The sequence below is a fragment of the Streptomyces sp. NPDC005435 genome (assembly GCF_040703155.1).
Classification (GTDB): Bacteria; Actinomycetota; Actinomycetes; order Streptomycetales; family Streptomycetaceae; genus Streptomyces.
Map to the genome: position 1 here is coordinate 86095 of NZ_JBEXEQ010000026.1, position 20198 is coordinate 106292.

Annotated in this window: 15 protein-coding genes; 13 read left to right on the forward strand and 2 right to left on the reverse strand. The window is 72.7% G+C overall.

Features of this window, described 5'->3' with window-relative positions; all coding sequences use genetic code 11:
- Window positions 1–7: 7 nt before the first annotated feature.
- Together AB0898_RS27940 and AB0898_RS27945 are read right to left on the reverse strand one after the other, a co-directional pair.
- The gene (locus AB0898_RS27940) at window positions 8–1042 is read right to left on the reverse strand and encodes a GDSL-type esterase/lipase family protein (RefSeq protein ID WP_366805773.1); all 1035 of its coding nucleotides are present in this window, start codon (window positions 1040–1042) and stop codon (window positions 8–10) included.
- A 127-nt stretch (window positions 1043–1169) separates the two neighbouring features.
- Window positions 1170–5246, reverse strand: coding sequence for a discoidin domain-containing protein (locus AB0898_RS27945; RefSeq protein WP_366805774.1), 4077 nt, complete (start codon window positions 5244–5246; stop codon window positions 1170–1172).
- A gap of 410 nt (window positions 5247–5656) precedes the next feature.
- Between AB0898_RS27945 and AB0898_RS27950 the strand changes: the two genes are divergently transcribed.
- The 13 genes from AB0898_RS27950 to AB0898_RS28010 all read left to right on the forward strand — a co-directional run bounded on the left by AB0898_RS27950 (window position 5657) and on the right by AB0898_RS28010 (window position 20142).
- The gene (locus AB0898_RS27950; protein WP_366805791.1) at window positions 5657–7705 is read left to right on the forward strand and encodes a glycoside hydrolase family 27 protein; all 2049 of its coding nucleotides are present in this window, start codon (window positions 5657–5659) and stop codon (window positions 7703–7705) included.
- Window positions 7706–7866: 161 nt separating this feature from the next.
- Complete coding sequence (locus tag AB0898_RS27955) at window positions 7867–9156, forward strand: ABC transporter substrate-binding protein (protein WP_366805792.1); 1290 nt, start codon at window positions 7867–7869, stop codon at window positions 9154–9156.
- A gap of 1 nt (window position 9157) precedes the next feature.
- Window positions 9158–10099 (forward strand): sugar ABC transporter permease, encoded by a 942-nt coding sequence (locus tag AB0898_RS27960; RefSeq protein ID WP_366805775.1) that lies wholly within the window; start codon window positions 9158–9160, stop codon window positions 10097–10099.
- A complete protein-coding gene (locus AB0898_RS27965) occupies window positions 10099–10947 on the forward strand; it encodes a carbohydrate ABC transporter permease (protein WP_366805776.1) in 849 nt (282 codons plus the stop codon). Before AB0898_RS27960 ends, AB0898_RS27965 begins: the two co-directional genes overlap by 1 nt.
- Window positions 10944–13070, forward strand: coding sequence for an alpha-galactosidase (locus AB0898_RS27970; protein WP_366805777.1), 2127 nt, complete (start codon window positions 10944–10946; stop codon window positions 13068–13070). The genes AB0898_RS27965 and AB0898_RS27970 overlap by 4 nt, the downstream gene beginning before the upstream one ends.
- Window positions 13071–13104: 34 nt before the next feature.
- Window positions 13105–13878, forward strand: coding sequence for an SDR family oxidoreductase (locus AB0898_RS27975; RefSeq protein ID WP_366805778.1), 774 nt, complete (start codon window positions 13105–13107; stop codon window positions 13876–13878).
- A gap of 40 nt (window positions 13879–13918) precedes the next feature.
- A complete protein-coding gene (locus tag AB0898_RS27980) occupies window positions 13919–14653 on the forward strand; it encodes a FadR/GntR family transcriptional regulator (RefSeq protein WP_366805779.1) in 735 nt (244 codons plus the stop codon).
- A complete protein-coding gene (gene dgoD, locus AB0898_RS27985) occupies window positions 14650–15795 on the forward strand; it encodes a galactonate dehydratase (RefSeq protein WP_366805780.1) in 1146 nt (381 codons plus the stop codon). Before AB0898_RS27980 ends, dgoD begins: the two co-directional genes overlap by 4 nt.
- A 3-nt stretch (window positions 15796–15798) precedes the next feature.
- Window positions 15799–16611, forward strand: coding sequence for a hypothetical protein (locus AB0898_RS27990; protein ID WP_366805781.1), 813 nt, complete (start codon window positions 15799–15801; stop codon window positions 16609–16611).
- A 133-nt stretch (window positions 16612–16744) separates the two neighbouring features.
- Window positions 16745–17377 (forward strand): bifunctional 4-hydroxy-2-oxoglutarate aldolase/2-dehydro-3-deoxy-phosphogluconate aldolase, encoded by a 633-nt coding sequence (locus AB0898_RS27995; protein WP_366805782.1) that lies wholly within the window; start codon window positions 16745–16747, stop codon window positions 17375–17377.
- Entirely contained in the window at window positions 17374–18264 is an 891-nt protein-coding gene (locus tag AB0898_RS28000) for an SMP-30/gluconolactonase/LRE family protein (protein WP_366805783.1), read from the forward strand. Before AB0898_RS27995 ends, AB0898_RS28000 begins: the two co-directional genes overlap by 4 nt.
- Window positions 18261–19241: a sugar kinase gene (locus AB0898_RS28005; protein WP_366805784.1), complete on the forward strand. Its 981-nt coding sequence runs from the start codon at window positions 18261–18263 to the stop codon at window positions 19239–19241. Before AB0898_RS28000 ends, AB0898_RS28005 begins: the two co-directional genes overlap by 4 nt.
- Before the next feature lie 388 nt (window positions 19242–19629).
- On the forward strand, window positions 19630–20142 hold the full coding sequence (locus AB0898_RS28010; RefSeq protein WP_407078422.1) for a transglycosylase SLT domain-containing protein: 513 nt from the start codon (window positions 19630–19632) through the stop codon (window positions 20140–20142).
- The last annotated feature ends 56 nt before the right edge of the window (window positions 20143–20198 follow it).

Genomic DNA, 20198 nt, shown 5'->3' on the forward strand with positions numbered 1-20198 from the left:
TCGGGGGTCAGGCGGCCGGGGTCCACCGGCACGCGGCCGTGCCGTCGCAGCCGTACAGCTGCACAGGCGTGCCGTCGGCGGTGCCGGAGTTCCGCACATCGACGCACTTGCCCGTGATGCCCGAGTGGAACACCGAGGTGCGCAGCCGACTTTGGGACTTCAGCGCGCATTCCACGAGCGACGCGGCCGCCGCCATGCCCGCTTCGTTGGGGTGATAGGCGGAGCGTCCCGCCGCCGGACGGTACGTCTCCACCCACGGGCTCTCCGCGCACGCGTCGTGTCCGTGACTGGCGGCCGCCAGATCGACCACGGTCGCACCGGTGGCGGCTGCCGCGGTGGCGGTGGCGTCCGCCAGGCGCGAGGCGATACCGCGCTCGAACTCCGCCTGGTCGTCCGTCAGCGGGACGTCGGCGCACACCCCGGCGTCCGGCAGGATGGTGAAGTAGTCGACCAGGTAGACGTGCGCCCGCGGTGCCGCGCTGTGGACGGCGTTCACGATGTTTTCGATCCGCCCGGCCAGGACGGGGAAGGTCTGGTCGATCGCGTTCCGGTCCACCGTGCCGCAATTGGCGCCGCCGCCGGTCTGACAGGAATAGGTGTTGATGCTGCCCAGGTAATCGACGTCGTTCCCGCCGATGGTGACCGTGACGACCCGGGTCGCCGAGGTCACGGCCTGGATCTGCGGCGGTTGGCCCAACTGACCGACCGTCAGCACGTTCGCCGTGGTCGCGCCACTGCACGAGACATCCGTCAGGTCCGCCCCGGTCGCGCGGGCGACGATCGTGGCGTAGTTGCCGGCCGACCGGGCGCATGCCGCGGCTCCGCCGCCCGTCTGCGCCGGCGGGATACCCGGCCCGGCCGCGAAGGAGCTGCCCATCGCGACGTAGCCGAACCCCGAGGGGGCGCCGGGCTCGAACCGCGCCTGCGCCCCGGTGGCCGTCGCGGGCGTGGCGACGGCGACGGCCAACGCGGCGGCCACGGCGCACATCACGCGCACCGGCCTCCGGTCGCGGACGCGGCTCTTCGCGTGTGGACCCGGCATCAGGTTCTCCACAGGAATGGGGCACGGCACGAGCGCGGGACCGCACCCGGCCTGGCAACGTTGTCAGTCCGGACCCTAACGGGTGACGGTCCCCGGGCCAAGACCGCCGGCCGGCCGGCGGCCCCCGCTACGGCCGCCCCGTCACCTCCGGCACGTTGTACCCCTCGGCCTTCAGCCCCGGCCGTGCCGCCTCCGCCGAGCCGGGCCACGACACGGTGACCGTCCGCGACTCGCCGGGCAGCAGCCAGAGGTAGTTGTCGTCGTACTCGGCGGGCAGTACCCGGTCGCCGGAGCGGGTGTCCACCAGGGAGAGCCGCACCATCGCCGCCACCGACGAACCCCGGTTGGTCACCTGGGCGGTCAGCTCGCGTCGCCCGTCGGAGCCGGCGCGCGGGCCGGTGACGTTCAGCGAGACCCTGGTCCGCCGAGTCTCGTTCAGTGCCCGCATGGCCTCCGGTGTGCGGTACCGCCAGTAGGTGTTCTCCGACAGCGTCCTTCCGCGTGCGTCGGTGAGCCTGAGGCGCAGCAGGTACAGGCCGGGCAGGGTGCCCTCCGGGCCGGCGGTGAAGGCCTTCGCCGTCGCGGAGGGCGCGATGTCCACGGTCGCCTTCCGCTCGCCGGCCACCTGGCGGCCGTCGAGGTCGTACCAGCGGGCGGTCACGGTGGCCCGGCGGATCGGGTGCGGGGTGTGGTTGACGGCGAGGACCTGGCCGTCGACCGGGCTCGACTGCACGTGCACGGGCTCGGAGGCCTTGCGGGAGCCGTAGTACGCGCCGTTGACGTCGAAGTCGTAGTCGTACGTCTGCCAGACCGTGCTGTACCAGGCGGGGTGGGACATCCACAGCAGCAGCGCGCTCGCGTCGTCCCAGAGGCGGGCGTTCCACGCCTCGAACATGGCGCGGTGGTTCTCGTAGTTGAGGAACTGCGCCTTGCGGCAGAAGTCGTCCAGGTCCGTGGCCGTGCCGAGGCGTGACTCGATGGCGGCGCGGTAGTTCTGCGGGGCCTGGTTCCCGCGCGTGCTCCAGTCGTGGTAGTACCAGGCGCCCCCGATGGGCCACTCGGGCTCGTCGCCGGTCAGGCGGCGCATGGTCTGTGCCGTGGACACCACCGGCATGCCGATCTCGGTGTGGAAGCCGTAGTTCTTGCTGCCGTAGGTCGTCGGGGAGAAGTACTTCTCCGGCTCCACCCAGCCGTAGGGGCCGCCGCCGGTGACGATGCCGTCCGCCGAGTTGTTCTGGTACAGCACCCCGGGCGCCCCGGAGCGGACCGCGTCGCGCATGCCGTCGTCGATCGCGGCGGGCGGGTTGCCCTCGTTGGCCCCGCACCACACGACGACGCTCGGGTGGATGCGGTAGCGGAGCACGATGTCGCGTGCTGTGTTGTTGAACGCGTCGTGGTCCGGCGGGTCCATCGCCCAGGCGTTGGGGAAGTCGTTCCACACCAGCAGGCCGTGCCGGTCGCAACTGGCGTAGAACTCCTCGCGGTTGCTGCTCCCCACCCAGTTGCGGATCATCGTGAAGTTCATGTCGCGGTGCATCCGCACGGCGGTGTCCATGCGCTCGGCCGGCATCCGGCGCAGCAGTTCGTCCCAGCCCCAGTTGCCGCCCCGGCAGAACACCCGCACCCCGTTGACGCTGATCTTCAGCGCCGCGATGGAGTTGTCGACGGACTTGACGTCCCTCCAGTTTGTGCCGTCGTCGGAGACCTGGACGGTGTAGGTCCGCGCGTACGCCTGCTCCCAGGTGACCGTCACCCGGTCGAAGCGCTCCGGGGCGCCGAGGTCGATCCGGATCCAGCCGTCGTCCTCGTAGGCCGAGCTCCAGCGGGAGTTGGCGTCCCCGTCGACCACGTTGCCCGCGACCGTGCCGTCGCCCTCGGTCGAGGCGGTCGCGGACTTGCGCAGCGCCAGGTTGGTGCCCGGTCTGGTGCTGTCCACGACGGCCAGCTCCCACATCGAGAAGCCCCAACTGGTGGCACGCGTCCGGCACAGCACCCGTACGTGGCGGGCGGTGACCGCGTCGAACTCGACGTCCTGCATGCTCGCCGGGCCGGAGGTGTGGAACGGCAGCGGGGCGGCGGCGTTGTCGACGTCGCGCACGTCCGTCCATGTGGTGCCGTCGCCGGAGACCTGGACGGTGTAGGTCCGCGCGTACGCCTGCTCCCAGTCGACGGCGATCCGGTCGAAGGAGACCGGCGAGCCGAGGTCCACCTGGACCCACTGCCCGTCGTCGAAGGAGGAGGACCAGCGGGTGGTGCCGTCCCCGTCGGTGACGTTGCCCGCTCCGTGTGAGGGTTCGTCCACGGAGGACGCCGTCGCCTTCCTGGCGAGGGCCAGGTCGTTGCCGGGGGAGGCGCTGTCCAGCACCGACAGGTTCCAAATCGAGGAACCCCACTGGGTGGCGCGGGTACGGCACAGGACGCGGACGTAACGCGCCTTCTGGCGGGTGAAGTTCACGGTCTGGGTGAAGACGTCGCTGCTCCGTCGGAACGTCATCGGCAGTACGCCGTATTCGTAGCCGAACTGCCGTATGCCGAAGCGGGTTACGCGGCGGTCGCTCTCCCGGCCGTCCACGGACGCGGTCAGGGTGAGGTCGTGCAGGCGCGGTTCGCCGTAGCCGTTGGGCCACCACAGCTCGGGGTCGCGCAGGCGCAGTTGCGGGAAGTCGGCCGGGGCGAAGGTGACTTCGGTGCTCTTGCCGCCGGGGACCGTCACGGCCCGGGTGACCCGCACCCGGCCGAACGCGGCGGTGACGGTGACGCGTCGCTCTGCGCTGTCGGCGTTGCGCACCGGAACCACCACGGTCAGCTCCGCCGTGGTGGTGGCGGGCAGGTCGGGCAGCAGGGTGTCCACGCGCGGGTCGCCGATGACGGCGGCGCCGGTGGAGCGCAGCCGGACGTGGTTCCAGACGCCGGCCGCGCGGTCGCGCACGGCGGGCATCCAGTCCCAGCCCGAAGAGGCCAGGTAGGTGGGGGAGTTGCGGTTCATCATGGTGGCGCCCGCGTCGACGAAGGCGAGTCCGGCCGGCCCCTTGTCGGCCGGACTGCCGGGGAACGGCATGGGGGTGATCTTCACCGCGAGCGCCTGGGCTCCGGCCGTCAGCAGGCCGGTGACGTCGTAGGAGGCACGCGAGAACGGGTTGGTGAAGGAGCCGGCCTTCGTGCCGTTGAACCAGACCTCGGCCTCGTGGTTCACACCGTCGAACTCCAGCCAGACATACCGCCCTTGGCCGGTCCTGAGGCTCCTGGGCAGCGTGAACTCGCGCCGGTACCACCAGGAGTGCCGGGACAGGGCCTCGGGCACATGGAGGTTGCCGAACCCGGCCACGGGGTCGGGCAGGTGGCCTTGGTCCACCAGCGAGGTGAGGACGGTGCCCGGCACGGTCGCCGGGAGCCAGCGGCTCGTGTCGTGCCCCGTGCGGGACAGGGCGGCACCGCCGGCGCCGGCCCAGTCGTCCATCGTCAGGTCCCAGCCGGACTCCAGCGGGACGGTTCCGTCGTCGGCCGTCCGCAGCGGCTCGGGATGCCGCTCGCGCACACCCCAGTCGGTCCACCCGGTGGCCTCCGGGCGTCGGGTGTGGCAAGTGCCGTAGACCTGGAGGCCGTTGAGGCCGAGCGGATTGCTGTTGGAGCGCTTGTGCACTGTCATGCGCACCCAGCGCGCGGTGACCGGCTCGGGCAGGGCGATGTCCATCTCGCCGCCCCGGCCGGAATCGGTGCGGTACACCGTCGTCCAGGACGTACCGTCGCGCGAGGTCTCGACGACGAAGTCCGTGGCGCAACTGGAGAGGATCTCCTGCCCGGTGGTGTTGTCGCGCGGGTTCCCGGACGGGGACTCCTTGAACGGCGGGTCGTCCACGGTGGCCTCGAACACCAGCCGCAGAGAGGACACTTGGCACAGCGCCTGAAGGTCCACCTTGATCCACTGGGGGTCGCCGTCCGCCGCCCGCCAGCCGCTGCCCTGTACCCCGCGCACCGCGAGGCCGTCCACGGCGAACTCGGCGGGGGCCGGGGCGTAGTCGGTCGAGGACACCGAAACCGGCCGGTACGCGGCGAGTTCGGCCGGGGGAGTGGTCCGCCCCGGTTGTCCGGTTCCCGCTCCGGCGGCGGAGGCGAGCGGGCCCATGCCGAGACCGAACCCGGCCAGGAGGGTGGATCCCGCCGACAGGACGGCACGCCGGGAGGGCGCGGAGGACTGATCCGACATCAACAAGGCTCCGATCAGGGCAGACCGAGGAACGGTGAGGCTGGGGGAACAGAGCGGCTGACAACGTTGCCATGTGCTTGACAACGTTGCCGAACATTGCCGCCGCGTGATCGGACTGTCAAGACGTCCGACGTGCCGCGCGTTTGTTTCTCTTAAATTAGGAATAAATATTGACAGCGTTTCGGCCGGACGCCACAGTCGTCGCCGTGACGCCGAGGGCTCCTGCTCCGGTGCGCCCGTGCTCCGGAGCGCCGCCGCACCGGTGTGCGTCCGCCTCCGCGTCACCCATCCCGCTTTCCGACTTCTGGGAGAGGCACGTGACGTCACGTCCGCCCGTACCCGATTCCCGACGCCCCCGGTTCGCCCGGACCGCCCTCGCCGCGGCGAGCGCGGTGGCCCTGGCCGCCACCATGACGCCCTCCGCCCACGCGGCCGCGGGCGTGGACCAGGGCGCGCCGGACTACTACGACAGCGGTCTCGCCCCCACGCCCTACATGGGCTGGAACACCTACTACGGCCTCGGCGCGCCCACCGAGAAGGAGGTGCGCTCCGTCGCCGACAAGCTGGTCAGCAGCGGTCTGCGGGACAGCGGTTACGACATCGTGTGGCTGGACGGCGGCTGGCAGGCCGACGTCCCCCGCGACGCGCGGGGCCGGCTGACCGCGCACCCCGAGCGCTTCCCGTCCGGCATCCCGGCCCTCGTCTCCTATCTGCACCAGCGCGGCCTGCGGGCCGGTATCTACACCGACGCCGGGACCTACGACGGCGGCAAGAGCTGCGGTCTCGGCAGCCGGGGCCACTACGCGCAGGACGCCCGGCAGTTCGCCGGGTGGAAGGTCGACGCCATCAAGGTCGACTTCCTGTGCGGCATCTCCGAGAAGCTCGACCCGGGCACCGCCTTCAGGGAGTTCGGCGACGCGGTCGCCAAGTCGGGCCGCGCGATGCTGCTGAACCTCTGCAACCCGCTCACCGACGACTGGGGCCTGCCGCACACACCCGAGCAGGACGCCCACCACACCTACGCCTACGCCCCGACCATCGCGGACTCCTGGCGCACCGGCACCGACATCGCCTGGGGCACCCCGAGCCCCGGCCAATGGCCCAACGTCCTGCGCAACATGGACGCCAACGCCTGGCACCCCGAAGCCCAGGGCCCCGGCCACTACAACGACCCCGACTATCTGATCCCGACGCGCCGCATGGCGGACGGGAACCTGGAGCTGACCGAGGAGGAGTCGACCACCCAGTTCGTCATGTGGGCGGAGATGGCCTCCCCGCTGGTCCTCGGCTCCGACCCGCGCACGCTGTCCCCGTCGATGCTCGCCGTCCTGCGCAACCCCGAGATCATCGGCGTCGACCAGGACCGCCTCGGCGTGCAGGGCGTCCGCGTGGCCACCGACGCGACCGGCGACGTCTACAGCAAGGTCCTCTCCGGGCACGGCCGCCGCGCGGTGGTCCTGCTCAACCGCTCCGGACAGGCCGCCGAGCGCACCGTCAGGTTCGCCGACACCGCCCTCGGCGGCCCGGTCGAGGTCCGCGACCTGCGCGCCCGCGCCGACCGGGGCACGCACACCGGGTCGTACACCGTCACGGTCCCCGCCCACGGCACGGCCTTCCTCCGGCTCACCGGCGACGACGCGCTGCCCGGCACGGAGACCGGCCTGCCCGCCACCGCGAGCCCGGCCGCCGTCCGCAGCGGCTCCACGCTCGACACCTTCGTGCGCGGCCCGCGCGGCACCCTGCTCCAGCAGAGCTCCGGCAGCAGGGGCGACCGCGTCCGCGACCTCGGCGGCCCGGTCCGCGGCGGCATCCTCGGTCAGCCCTCCGCCCACGCCTCGGCCGGCGGCCGGATCGACGTCTTCGTACGCGGCGCCGACTCCCGCGTCTACCGGCGCGCCTACACCCAGGGCCGCTGGAGCGGCTGGCGGAGCCTGGGCGGCCGGGTGGCCGACGCCCCGGGCGTCGCCTTCACCGGCCCCGGCCACTGGACGCTGTTCGCCACGGACCCGGCCGGCCGGATCGTCCAGCGCGACGCGCACACCGGCTGGACCTCGCTCGGCACGCCCGGCGACCGACCGGCGTACGGCAGGCCGTCGGCGGCCGTCGACGCCGAGGGCCGGCTCCACCTCGCCGTGCGCTCCGCCGCCGACGACATCCGGACCCGCAGCCGCTCGGCGGACGGCACCTGGTCCGGCTGGACCTCCCTCGGCGGCACGGTCAGCGGCAGCCCGACACTCGTCGCCTCCGGCGACAGCGTGCTGCTCTACGCCCGCGCCGGCGACTACACGCTCTGGCAGCAGCGGTACGACTCCGGTGCCTGGCAGGGCTGGAGCAAGCGCGCGGAGTTCCCGAGCGCCGCGTTCGACGGCTCGCTCGGCGCCGTCGCGGGCCCGGACGGCACGGTCGACGCGGTGTACCGCGGGGTCGACGGCACCGTCCACCGCAGCCAGTTCAAATAAATTAGTAATTAATCTTGACGTGGTGCGGTCACCACGCGAACCTTGATCCGCCGCGACGGGGCCGCGCCCAGCCCCCGGTCCCGGGCCTCCGGTCCCTGACCCTCCGGCCGACCGGCCCCGTCGCGCGAATCCACAGGGAGCGCTTCATGACGAACCCCTTCATGACGAACCTTCAGCCCAGTCGCCGGACACTCCTCGCCGGACTCGGCGCCACCGGGGCCGCGGCCCTGCTCAGCGGCTGTGTCACCTCGTCCTCCTCCGCCAAGTCCCCCTCCACGGGCGCGGTGACCCTCCAGTCGAACCTCTCGGCACCGCAGGCCAAGGCCGCGATGGAGGACCTGGCCGCCGCCTACGGCAGGAAGGGATCCGGGCGCGTCAGCCTCAACACCGTCGCCGCCGAGACCTTCCGCACCCAGCTCCCGACGTACCTCACCTCCGCCAACCCACCGGACGTCTACACCTGGTACCCCGGCTCGGTGGCGGACGCCTACGCCAGGAAGGACCTGCTGCTCGGCCTCGACGACGTCTGGGCCTCCTCGCCCGACCTCAAGCGCTACTCCAAGGCGCTGAACTCGCTGTGCACCGCGGGTTCCGGCACAAAGGTGTTCGTGCCCTCCACCTACTACTGGTGGGGCATGTTCTACCGGAAGTCGAACTTCGCCAAGTGGGGCGTGCGCGAGCCGAAGACGTGGGACGAGTTCCTGGACCTGTGCGACACGCTCAAGTCCAAGGGCGTCGCCCCGATCGGCCTCGGCGCCGGCGGCAACACCGCCTGGGTCGCGTCCGCGTGGTTCGACTACCTGAACATCCGTATCAACGGCGCCGGTTACCACCGCGAGCTGCTCGCCGGAAAGCACCGCTTCGACGACCCCGAGGTGCGCCGGGTCTTCGACCGCTGGCGGGAAGTACTGCCCTACTTCGACCCCGACGGCACCGCCGTAGCCTTCCAGGACGCCACCACCGCCCTGCTCAACGGCCGCAGCGGCATGATGCTCATCGGCACCTTCTTCGCCGACGCCGCTCCCAAGAACGCGCTCGACGACATCGACTTCTTCCGTTTCCCCGTCATCGACCCCAAGGTCCCGCTCGCCGAAGAGGCCCCCACCGACGGCTACTTCGCCAGCGCCCGCAGCGGACGCGCCCGCCAGGTGGGCGACTTGATGAAGTACCTCGCCACGGCCGAGGCCCAGGAGATCTACATCAAGGGCTCCTCCGGCACCGTCCTGCCCTGCCACCCCGACGCCAAGGACGCCGGCACGCCCCTGGTGAAGAAGGGCCGCGCGCACATCGAGTCCGCCGCCGAACTCACGCAGTTCTTCAACCGCGACTCCAGCGACGCCCTCCAGCCCACGGCGGACACCGCGCTGACCAAGTTCATCGCCCAGCCCAAGAGCGTCGGCTCCATCCTCACCGACTGGCAGCGCGACGCCGCGAAGATCTGGAGTGCCTGAGGTGGCAGTCCTCACGACCACCGCGCGGAAAACCCCGGCGACCACGCCGTCCGGCGGCGGCAGGCGCGCCCGGGGGCCCGTCCGCCGTACCCCGCCGCTCGTCCTCGCCTTCGTCCTGATCCCGCTGCTCGCCGAGGCCCTGTGGGTGTTCTGGCCCGCCCTCCAGGGCTTCTACCTCGCCCTGACCTCCTGGGACGGCGTCTCGCCGCCCCGGTTCGTCGGTCTCGGCAACTTCCGGGAGATGGCGCACGACGAGGTCTTCCGGACCGCCGCCCTCGACACCGTGCTCTGGCTGGTGCTGTTCGGCGGGCTCTCCGCGGTCCTCGGACTCGGCGCGGCCCTGCTGCTCCAGCGGGAACGCCGAGGCATCGGCTTCTACCGCGCCGCCCTCTTCCTGCCCGTCGTCTTCTCCCTCGTGGCGACCGCCCTCGTCTGGCAGGCGATCTACCAGCCCGACGGCGTACTCAACCAGCTCCTCCAAGGCGTCGGCCTCGGCAGCCTGCGCCACGCCTGGCTCGCCGACCAGGACACCGCCCTCTACGCGGTGATCGTCCCCGCCCTGTGGCGCCAGATCGGCTACGTGATGGTGCTCTATCTGGCCGGCCTCAAGGGCATCGACCCCTCGCTGTACGAGGCGGCCAGGATGGACGGCGCCGGACGCCGGCAGCGCTTCCGTCACGTGACGCTCCCTCAACTGCGCGGTGTCAACGCCGTCGTGCTGTCCGTCATCGTCATCGACTCGCTGCGCTCCTTCGACGTCGTCTGGTCCCTCACCCGGGGCGGCCCCTACCACACGTCCGAACTGCTGAGCACCTACATGTACTCCACCGCCTTCCAGTCCCTGCGGCTCGGCTACGGCTCCGCCCTGGCCGTCGTCATCTTCGTACTGGCCTTCGGCGTCATCTGCTCCTACCTCGTCCGCGCCTTCCGGGAGGCCGACTGATGTCCGCCAACTCCGTCGCCCTGAGGCGCAGAAGAGCCGCGACCGCCGGATTCCATCTCGGCGCCGGACTGCTCTCCGCGCTCTGGCTGGCCCCCATCGCCCTGGTCCTGGTCACCAGCCTGCGCTCGTTCGACGACATCGCCGCGCGCGGACTCGGCAGCGCGCCGCACTCCTTCACCTTCGGCAACTTCGGCCAGGCCTGGGTGGACGGCGGCCAGCAACGCGCCCTGATCAACAGCCTGATCGTCACCGTCCCCTGCGTGCTGATCACCCTCGCGCTCGCCGCCATGGCCGCGTTCGCCCTCAGCCGCTACGAAATGCCGCTGCGCCGCACCCTGTTGCTCCTCATGCTCGGCGGCAACCTGCTGCCCCCGCAGATCCTGCTCATCCCGGTCTCCAAGCTCAGCGAGATCATGGGCGTCCACGACACGCTGCCCGCCCTGATCGGCGTGCAGATCGGCTTCGGCGTCGGCTTCTACGTCTTCGTCCTGCACGGCTTCATGCGGGCGATCCCGGACGAGATCCAGCAGGCGGCCGTCGTCGACGGCGCGGGACCCTGGCAGATCTTCTGGCGGATCATCCTCCCGCTCACCCGCCCCGCGCTCGCCGCCCTGGGCGCACTCGCCTTCACCTGGGTCTTCAACGACCTGCTCTGGGCCATCACCGTCCTGCGCAGCGACACGAAGATGCCCATCACGGCCGCCCTCATCGGCCTGCAGGGGCAGTACGTCTCCCAGTGGAACGTGATCGCGGCCGGATCCGTCATCGCCGCCGCCCCCACGGTGGCCGTGTTCCTCAGGTTCCAGCGCCACTTCGTGGCGGGCCTCAACCTCGGAGCGGTGAAATGACCCCTGGCGAACGCTGGACCCTCCGCACGGAGCACACCAGTTACACGGTACGGCTCTCCCCGCTCGGCCCCTGGGCGGAGCTCGACGCCTGGGGCCCCCTCGGCGTGGAGGACGGCCCGTCCGCGCTCGACTGGTCCCGGCGCACGCACTTCATCACCCCGGCGGATGCCGCTCCCGCCGAATATCTGCCGCAGGGGCAGCGGCCGTTCACGGGGGCGGACCTCGTCGTCGGGCACTCGGGGCACTCGGGCCACTTGGGCCACTCGGGGTACGAGCGTGGCGTGTGGTGGGAGTTCGCCGGTGCCCAACATACCCCGGACGGCCTGCGGTTGAGGTTCACCGACGACATCGCCGGACTGCGCACCACCCTGCACTACGCCCCCGTGCCCGGCACCGATGTCGTCCTCCGCTGGACCGAGCTGACCTGCGCTGGCGACACCGAACTCCGCCTGGAACGCCTCGACTCGGGCGCGATCAACGTGCCCGTCACCGCCGGCGCCCGCCTCACCTATCTCACCGGACAGTGGTCGCAGGAGTTCACCCACACCCAACTCCACCTGAAGCGCGGCACGTTCACCATGGGCAGCACCCAGGGCGTGGCCGGCCATGCCTACGCGCCCTGGCTCGCCGTCCAGGACGCGGCCCTGCCCGACGACGGCACCGCCCCCACTTACGGCATCGCCCTGGAGTGGCCCGGCAACTGGCACATCACCGCCGAGGCCGAACCCGCCGGTACCGTCCGCGTCCGCGCAGGCCGCGTCCCGCACGAGGGCGCCGTCTTCCTGCGGCCCGGCGAGACCCTCAACACCCCTCGCCTGGCCTGCGCGTTCAGCCCCGAAGGGCTCGACGGGCTGGCCCGCGTCTGGCACCGCTACGAACGGCACCTGAGCGGCGAGCGCCTGCACCGCACCCGCAAGGTCCTCTACAACTCCTGGGAGGCGACCGGCTTCGACGTCGACGCGTCCGGCCAGCTCGAACTGGCCAAGGCGGCAGCCGAGATCGGCGCGGAACTGTTCGTCGTGGACGACGGCTGGTTCACCGGCCGCGCCGACGACACCGGCGGCCTCGGCGACTGGTACCCCGACCCGGCCCAATTCCCGCAGGGATTCGGCCGGTTCATCGAGGACGTGCGTGCCCTCGGGCTCGGCTTCGGCCTGTGGGTCGAACCGGAGGCGGTCAGCCCGGACAGCCGCCTGTACGCCGAGCACCCCGACTGGGTCTACCGCGTCGAGAACCGCCCCGGCCGCCTGGTGCGCAACCAGCTCCTGCTCGACCTCGGCCGCACCGACGTACAGGACTTCGTGATCAGCACCTTCGACCGCCTGCTCACCGAGTACCCGGTCGAGTACCTCAAGTGGGACATGAACCGGCCGCCCACCGAACGCGGCCGTCCCGGCGCCGGACCTGCCGACCGGCTCGACCTGGACGCCGGACACGTCACCGGCTACCTCCGCGTCCTGGACCACCTGCGCGCCGCCCACCCGCACGTCACCGTCGAGGGCTGCGCCGGCGGCGGCGGACGCATCGAGCACGCCACCCTCGCCCGCACCGACGTGGTCTGGCCCAGCGACAACACCGCGCCCCTGGACCGCCTCGCCGTCCAGTACGGCTTCCTGCACGCCCACGCCCCGCACATGATGAGCTCCTGGGTCACCGACGCGCCCGGCGTGTTCGACCCGCGCCCCCGCTCGCTCGCCTTCCGGTTCGTCCTGGCGATGTGCGGCGTCCTCGGCGTCGGCGCCGACCTGCGCGCGTGGACCCCGGAACAGCGCGCCGAGGCCGCCCGCTGGACCGCCCGCTACAAAGAGATCCGCGACGTCGTCCACCATGGCGAGGCCCGCCTGCTCGGCACCCCCGCGGACCCGGTCTGCGGCGTCCAGTACACCGAGGCCGACGGCCCGCGCACCGTCGTCGCCGCGTTCGGCACCGGCGTACTCGACGGCGCCCCGCTCGTGCCCGGCCGGCCCGCCCGGCTCCGGCCGCGCGGACTCGACCCGGCCGCCGTGTACCGCGACGAGGACACCGGAACCGAATACAGCGGCGCCCATCTGCTGCACTACGGCCTGCCGTTCGCCTGGACCGCCGACCACGACGCCCAGCTCGTCGTACTCACCCGCCGATAGCCGGCCCGGCCCGCACCGCTCACGAAGGAGCCCGATGGATCAGCCCGCACACCGGTACGGTGCACGCTTCACCGGCCTCACCGCCGTGGTGACCGGAGCCGCCTCCGGCATCGGAGCGGCCACCGCCGAACGCCTCGCCCGGGAGGGAGCCGCCGTCGTACTCGCCGACATCGCGGACGAACGGGGCGAGGCCGTGGCCGGGCGCATCACCAAGGACGGCGGCCGGGCCGCCTACGTCCACGCCGACGTCTCCGCCGAGGACGACTGGACCCGCGTCATCGACGCCGCCCACACCTTCGGCCCCGTCGACGTCCTGGTCTCGAACGCCTACACCGTCGACGTGCGCCCCGCCCACGAGTTGACCCCCGCGTCCTGGGAGCGCCAGCTCGCCGTCAACCTCACCGGCGGATTCCTCGGCTTCCGCGCCGCCCTGCCCGACCTGCGCGCACGCCGGGGCGCCGTCGTCCTCACCTCGTCCGTCCACGCCCACAAGGGCATCCCCGGCCACCCCGCCTACGCGGCCGCCAAGGGCGCGCTGCTCTCCCTGTGCGGACAGCTCGCCGTCGAGTACGGGCCCGAGGTCCGCGTCAACGCCGTCCTGCCCGGCCCCATCCTGACCGCGGCCTGGGACCGGGTCTCCGAGGCCGACCGCGAGCGCAGCGTCGCCGAGACCGCCGCCGGCCGCTTCGGCACCCCCGAGGAGGCGGCCGCCGCCATCGCCTTCCTCTGCTCCTGCGAGGCTTCCTACATCACCGGATCCCACCTCCTCGTGGACGGCGGCTGGAGCGTCGTGAAGTCCTCCGCGTGAGCACCGCACACCGTCCACGACCGAAGAAAGGCTCTACGACATGACGCCCTACGCCCGCCGAGGCGTCCACGGCCAGACCGTGGAGGCACTGGCGCGCCGCATCCTGGGCGGTGAGATCCCCGAGGGGGCCACACTCGACCTCGTGGCGCTGCAGAGCGAACTCGACGTCAGCCTCACCGCCCTGCGCGAGTGCCTGAAGGTGCTCGCCGCCAAGGGCATGGTCGACGCCCGCCAGAAACGCGGCACGTTCGTACGGGCCCGCGCGCACTGGAACCTGCTCGACGCCGACGTGCTGCGCTGGCAGTTCGAGGGCGGTACCGGGGCGGGGGCGGACCGGCTCCTGCTGCGCGACCTCGCCGAGGTCCGCGCGATCATCGAGCCCGCCGCCGTACGGCTGGCCGCCGAGCGCCGTACCGACACCGACCTCGCCGCACTGGACGACGCGCTCGCCGCGATGGACCGCACCGAACCCGACCCCGCGCACGCCGTCGACGCCGACCTCGCCTTCCACCGCGCGCTGCTCGCCGCCACCCACAACGAACTCCTCGAACGCATGGAGATGGTCATCGAGTCGGGCCTCGCCCACCGCGACCGGATCGTCCACAGCTCCCCGCACAGCGAGGACCCCGTCCCCGCCCACCGCGCCGTCCTGGACGCCGTACGGCAGCGGGACCCGCTGGCCGCCGAGGCCGCCATGCGCGCCCTGCTCGACCAGGCGGGCCGCGACCTGGACCGGGTCGAGACCCCCGACGACACGAAAGGCGGCGGCAAGTGAAGATCGCTCGCGTCGAAACCTTCCTGGTCCCGCCGCGCTGGCTGTTCTGCCGCATCGAGACCGACGACGGCGTGGCCGGCTGGGGCGAACCCGTCGTCGAGGGCCGCGCGGAGGTGGTCAGGAGCGCGGTGGAGGTCCTCTCCGAGTACCTCGTCGGCCAGGACCCGCTGCGCATCCAGGACCACTGGCAGGTCCTCACCAAGGGCGGCTTCTACCGGGGCGGCCCGGTCCTGTCGAGCGCCGTCGCCGGTCTCGACCAGGCCCTGTGGGACATCGCGGGCAAGACCTACGGCGCCCCCGTGCACGCCCTGCTGGGCGGCCCCGTGCGCGACCGCGTCCGGGTCTACGCCTGGGTCGGCGGGGACGAACCCGCCCGGATCGGCGAGCAGATCACCGAACAGATCGAGGCGGGCTTCACCGCCGTCAAGATGAACGCTGCCGGTCCGACCTCGCCCGTCGCCACCGCCGCCGAGACCGCCGCCGTGGTCGCGCGGGTGGCCGCCGCGCGTGAGGTGCTCGGCCCCGGCCGGGACGTCGCCGTCGACTTCCACGGCCGCTTCGGCGCCGCCTCCGCGCGCCGTGTCCTGGCCGAACTCGCCCCGCTGCACCCGCTGTTCGTGGAGGAGCCGGTCCTGCCCGAGCAGGGCCGGCTGCTGCCCGGTCTGGTCGCCGCCAGTCCCGTCCCGCTCGCCACCGGCGAACGCCTCTTCTCCCGCGCCGAGTTCCTGCCCGCACTGCACGCCGGCATTGCCGTCGCCCAGCCCGACCTCTCGCACGCGGGCGGCATTTCGGAGGTGACCCGCATCGCCTCGCTCGCCGAGACCCACGGCGCCCTGCTCGCCCCGCACTGCCCGCTCGGCCCCATCGCGCTCGCCGCCAGCCTCCAAGTCGCCTTCGCCACACCCAACTTCCTCATCCAGGAGCAGAGCCGCGGCATCCACTACAACAAGGACGCCGACCTGCTCTCCTACGTCGTCGACCCCGAGCCGTTCCGCTTCACGGCCGGGCATGCCCATCGGGGGGAGGCGCCCGGTCTGGGCATCACCGTGGACGAGGACGCCGTCCGCGCCGCCGACCGCGCCGGGCACGCCTGGCGCAACCCGGTGTGGCGGCACGCCGACGGCTCGTTCACGGAGTGGTGAGCCGTGCCGCCGGCGTTCACCACCGACCCCGCACACGGCGGGCGTTGGACCTCGCTGCGCGACGGCGACCGCGAATGGCTGTATCAGCGCCCGGACTTCGCCCGAGACGGTGTCGTACCGGGTGACGCCTTCGTGGACGCGGGCGGCCTGGAGGAGTGCGTCCCCACCGTGCGCGGCACGCCCGACCACGGGGACGCCTGGTCCCGGCCCTGGACCCGTGACGGCGACACCGAGCGGGTCGACTGCGGTGCCTTCGCGCTCGCCCGCACCATCCGGAGCACCGCCGATGGTGTGGAGGCCGACTATGTGCTCGTGGCCGACCCCGGGTACCGCTTCGTGTGGGCGGCCCACGCGCTGCTCGACCTTTTTGAGGGGGCGGAACTGAGGGCGCGGGCGGGCACGCCCACCCGTGTCTTCCCGGAGGCCGCGCCTCTGCTCGACGGCCCCTGGCCGGACGGCGCTGCCTGGGTGGAGGGGGACTGGCCCGCGCCGTGCGGGCTGCGCCTGGACCGGCTGGGCCCCGAGGACGGTACGGCCGTCGGCGCCGTGCTCGGGGCCGGCAGGGTCTGCGTCCACGACGGAGCCGGCCGGCTCGCCCTCGCCGTTGAGGCCGAGGGGCAGCCGGTGTCGGTGGCCCTGTGGCGCAACCTCGGCGGCTTCCCGGTGACGGACCCCTACCGCAGTACCGGCGTGGAACCCATGCTCGGCCGCACCTTCGACCTCGCCGAGGCGGGACCGGGGGACGCGGCGCGTGTTCCCGCCTCCGGCGAGGTCCGCTGGCGGCTCGTCCTGACCACCGGCTGCCGCTGTCCGTGACCGCGCCCCGTTGCCTCGTGACGCCCCGGGGACGGCGGCCCCGGGGTGGCCCGGTCGGCAGTACCGAACCCGTACAGCCCGGTCGGAGTACCGAACCCATACCGAAGGACCCCTACAGAAGGAGCCCCCGCCCGTGGATCTACGAGCCACCCTGGCCGCCCGCCGTCTCGTCGCCATCGTGCGCGGAGGCGACCCGGACGCGGCCCTGCGCACGGTGCTCGCGCTGGCCGAGGAGGGGGTCGCCCTGATCGAGGTGTCCCTCAGCGGCGCCGACGCGCTCGGCGTCATCGCGCGGGCCACCGCGGAACTCGGTCCCGGCCGGCCGCTCGGCGCGGGCACCGTCCTGACCGCCGACGACGCGCGCGCCGCGCGGGACGCGGGCGCCGCGTTCGCCGTCACCCCCGGCCTCGGCGCGGGCGCCGACACCGCCCGTGACCTGGGCCTGCCGATCCTCGCCGGTGTCATGACCCCGACCGAGATCATCGCCGCCCGCGCCCAGGGCGCCGCCGCGCTCAAGCTGTTCCCGGCCGCCGAGGCCGGGGGACCGGCCTACCTCAAGGCTCTGCGCGCCCCCTTCCCCGACGTGGCGTTCGTGCCCGTCGGGGGAGTGGACCTGGCCGCCGCCCGTGCCTACCTCGCCGCCGGTGCCACCGCGGTCGGCGTCGGCTCCCCGCTCGTCGCGGACGCGGCCGACGGCGGCAGCCTGACCGCCCTGCGCGAGCGCGCCCGCGCCTTCCGCGCCGCCGCCGAGGAGGCCACGGTATGACCGGGCACATGAGCGGGCGGCTCCGCCCCGACCGTCTGGAGCTGGGCGAGGGCATTCGCTGGACCGGCGACGGCGTCGTCCTGGTGGACATCCTTGCGGGCCGCCTGTTCACCACCGCCGACGACCCCGCCCTTCCCCTGCGCGAGATACTCCGGCTGCCCGTCCCGCTGGGCGCGGTGGCGCCCGTCGCCGGCCGCCCCGGCACCTGGATCGCCGCCGCCGGCACCGGCATCTGCCTCCTCGCCCCGGACGCCACGCCCACCTGGCTCGCCACCCCCGAGGACCGGCCCGGCCCCGCCCTGCGCATGAACGACGGCGTCGCGGACCCGGCGGGCCGCTTCTGGGCGGGCAGCATGGCCTACGACACCACCGAGGGCGCCGGCTCCCTCTACCGCGTCGACCACGACGGCACGGTCGTACGCGTCCTCGACGGCATCACCGTCCCCAACGGTCCCGCCTTCACCGCCGACGGCCGCACCCTGTACCTGGCCGACAGCGCGCGCGGCGTCGTCCGCCGCTACCCCGTCGACCCCGCCACCGGCACCCTGGGGGCGCCCGAAGACTTCCTCACCCTGGAGGACGGCAGCCCGGACGGCATGACGGTCGACACCGAGGGCGCGCTGTGGTGCGCGGTATGGGGCACCGGGACGGTACGCCGCCACCTCCCCGACGGCACCCCCGACCGCGTCGTCCGCCTGCCCGCTCGACAGCCGGCGGGCGTCTGCCTGGAGGGCTCCCTGCTGCACATCACCACCGCCCGGGTGGGCCTTGAGGCACCGGGGCCGTACGACGGCGCGGTGTTCACGGTGCCGGTCGAGGTGCCGGGCACGCCCACGCCCGCCTTCCGCCCCGCCCCCTGGGCGCGCGTGGCGGGAGGTGTCGCGTGACGGACACCTGGCGTCCGGCCGCGGGGCGTGTGGTCTGTGTCGGCGAGACCATGGCGGCCCTCGCCCCCGACCCGCCCGGGCCGGCTGCCGACGCCGGCCGGCTGCGGCTCTCGGTCGCGGGAGCCGAGTCCAACGTGGCGATGTACCTCGCCGATCACGGAGTCGCGGCGACATGGCTGTCGGCCCTCGGTGACGACCCGCTGGGCCGCCGCGTGCGCGGCGCCGTGGGCGCCGCCGGGGTGGACGTCACGCACGTACGCACCGACCCGGACCGGCCGACGGGCCTGATGCTGAAGAACCCGGCGCCCACCGGAACCCGCGTGCACTACTACCGCCAGGGCTCGGCGGCATCCGCCCTCGGCCCCGGCCTGCTAGACCATCCGGCAGTGCGTACGGCCACCCTTCTGCACCTCACCGGCATCACCCCGGCCCTGTCCCCGTCCTGCCGCGACCTGGTCACCCGCGCCCTCGCCGTCCCCGCCGCCGAGCGCCCCTACGCGATCAGCTTCGACGTCAACCACCGCCCCGCCCTCTGGCCGAAGGACACCGCCCCGGACCTGCTCCGCGACCTCGCGGACCGCGCCGACATCGTCCTCGTCGGCCTGGACGAGGCCCAGCACCTGTGGGGCCCGGCCCTCACCCCCGCCACCGTGCGCGCCCTGCTTCCCGGGCCGCGCATCCTCGTCGTCAAGGACGGCTCCCGTACGGCGACGGCGTTCACGGAGTCGGAAGCCGTCAGCGTTGCCGCCCTGCGGGTCACCGTGGTCGAGCCGGTGGGCGCGGGCGACGCCTTCGCAGCGGGCTTCCTCGCGGGTCTGCTGCGCGGCGAACCCGTACACCGCGCCCTGCGCCTCGGGCACATCACGGCGGCGTCCGCCCTGAAGGTCACCTCGGACCGTGGGCCCCTTCCGCCGGACCACTGTGTGGACCGGCTGCTTGCGCTCCCCGATGAGGAGTGGGAGGCGTACGGGGGGTGAGGCGCGGCGCCGATGCGGTGCGTCCGGCCGGCTTCGTTGCGCAAGCGGTTGTGCGCGGTGCGTTGGTGTGGCGGTGATGGTGGTCATAGGGGGTGGATCACGTCCTATGGCGGGTCGTAGACGGGCTCGTGTTCTGAGCTGGACCGCAACCATCAGATGTGGACATTTAGGACATTTCTCCGTCTTGGGGTAGTAGGTCACATGCTTGCGCTGGGCTTTATCCGGCTTTAATCATGTTTGTCGTTGCCGGAGCAGTGGGCCGGACCGGGTGTCGATCGCCTGGTGTGGCTCTTCTTTTCTGCCCGATGACCGCGGGGCCTCGCCCCGACGCCCAACAGGCCGCGACCCGATTCCGGCCGGCCTCAACGACGTCTTTTGGAGAGACCCCTTGACCGCGATTTTTGCTGCCCGCCGTTCTGCCCGCCTGCGTAACCTCGTCCTGACCGGCCTCGCGACTGCGGGTGCCGCTGCCGGTGCGGTGGCGATGGTGCCGTCTTCGGCGTCCGCCGCCGAGATGCCGCAGAGCGCCCACACCGTGGCCTCTGTCTCTCACCGTGCTCACACCGCCCCCCAGGCCGCTTCGGGGAACCTGGACGGCTGGATCCGTCAGTCGCTGGCCATCATGAAGGCCAAGGGCATCCCCGGCAGCTACGACGGTCTGAAGCGCAACATCATGCGCGAGTCCGGCGGCAACCCCAACGCGCAGAACAACTGGGACGTCAACGCCCGGAACGGCATCCCCTCCAAGGGTCTGCTGCAGGTGATCGACCCGACGTTCAACGCCTACCACGTGGCCGGCACCGCCCAGAGCGTGACGGACCCGGTCGCCAACATCACCGCGGCCGCCAACTACGCCGCCCACCGCTACGGCTCGATCGACAACGTCAACTCCGCCTACTGAGCGGATACCGCGCCCCCACACGCAGCGGCAGTGGCCCCCCGACCCATACACGGTCG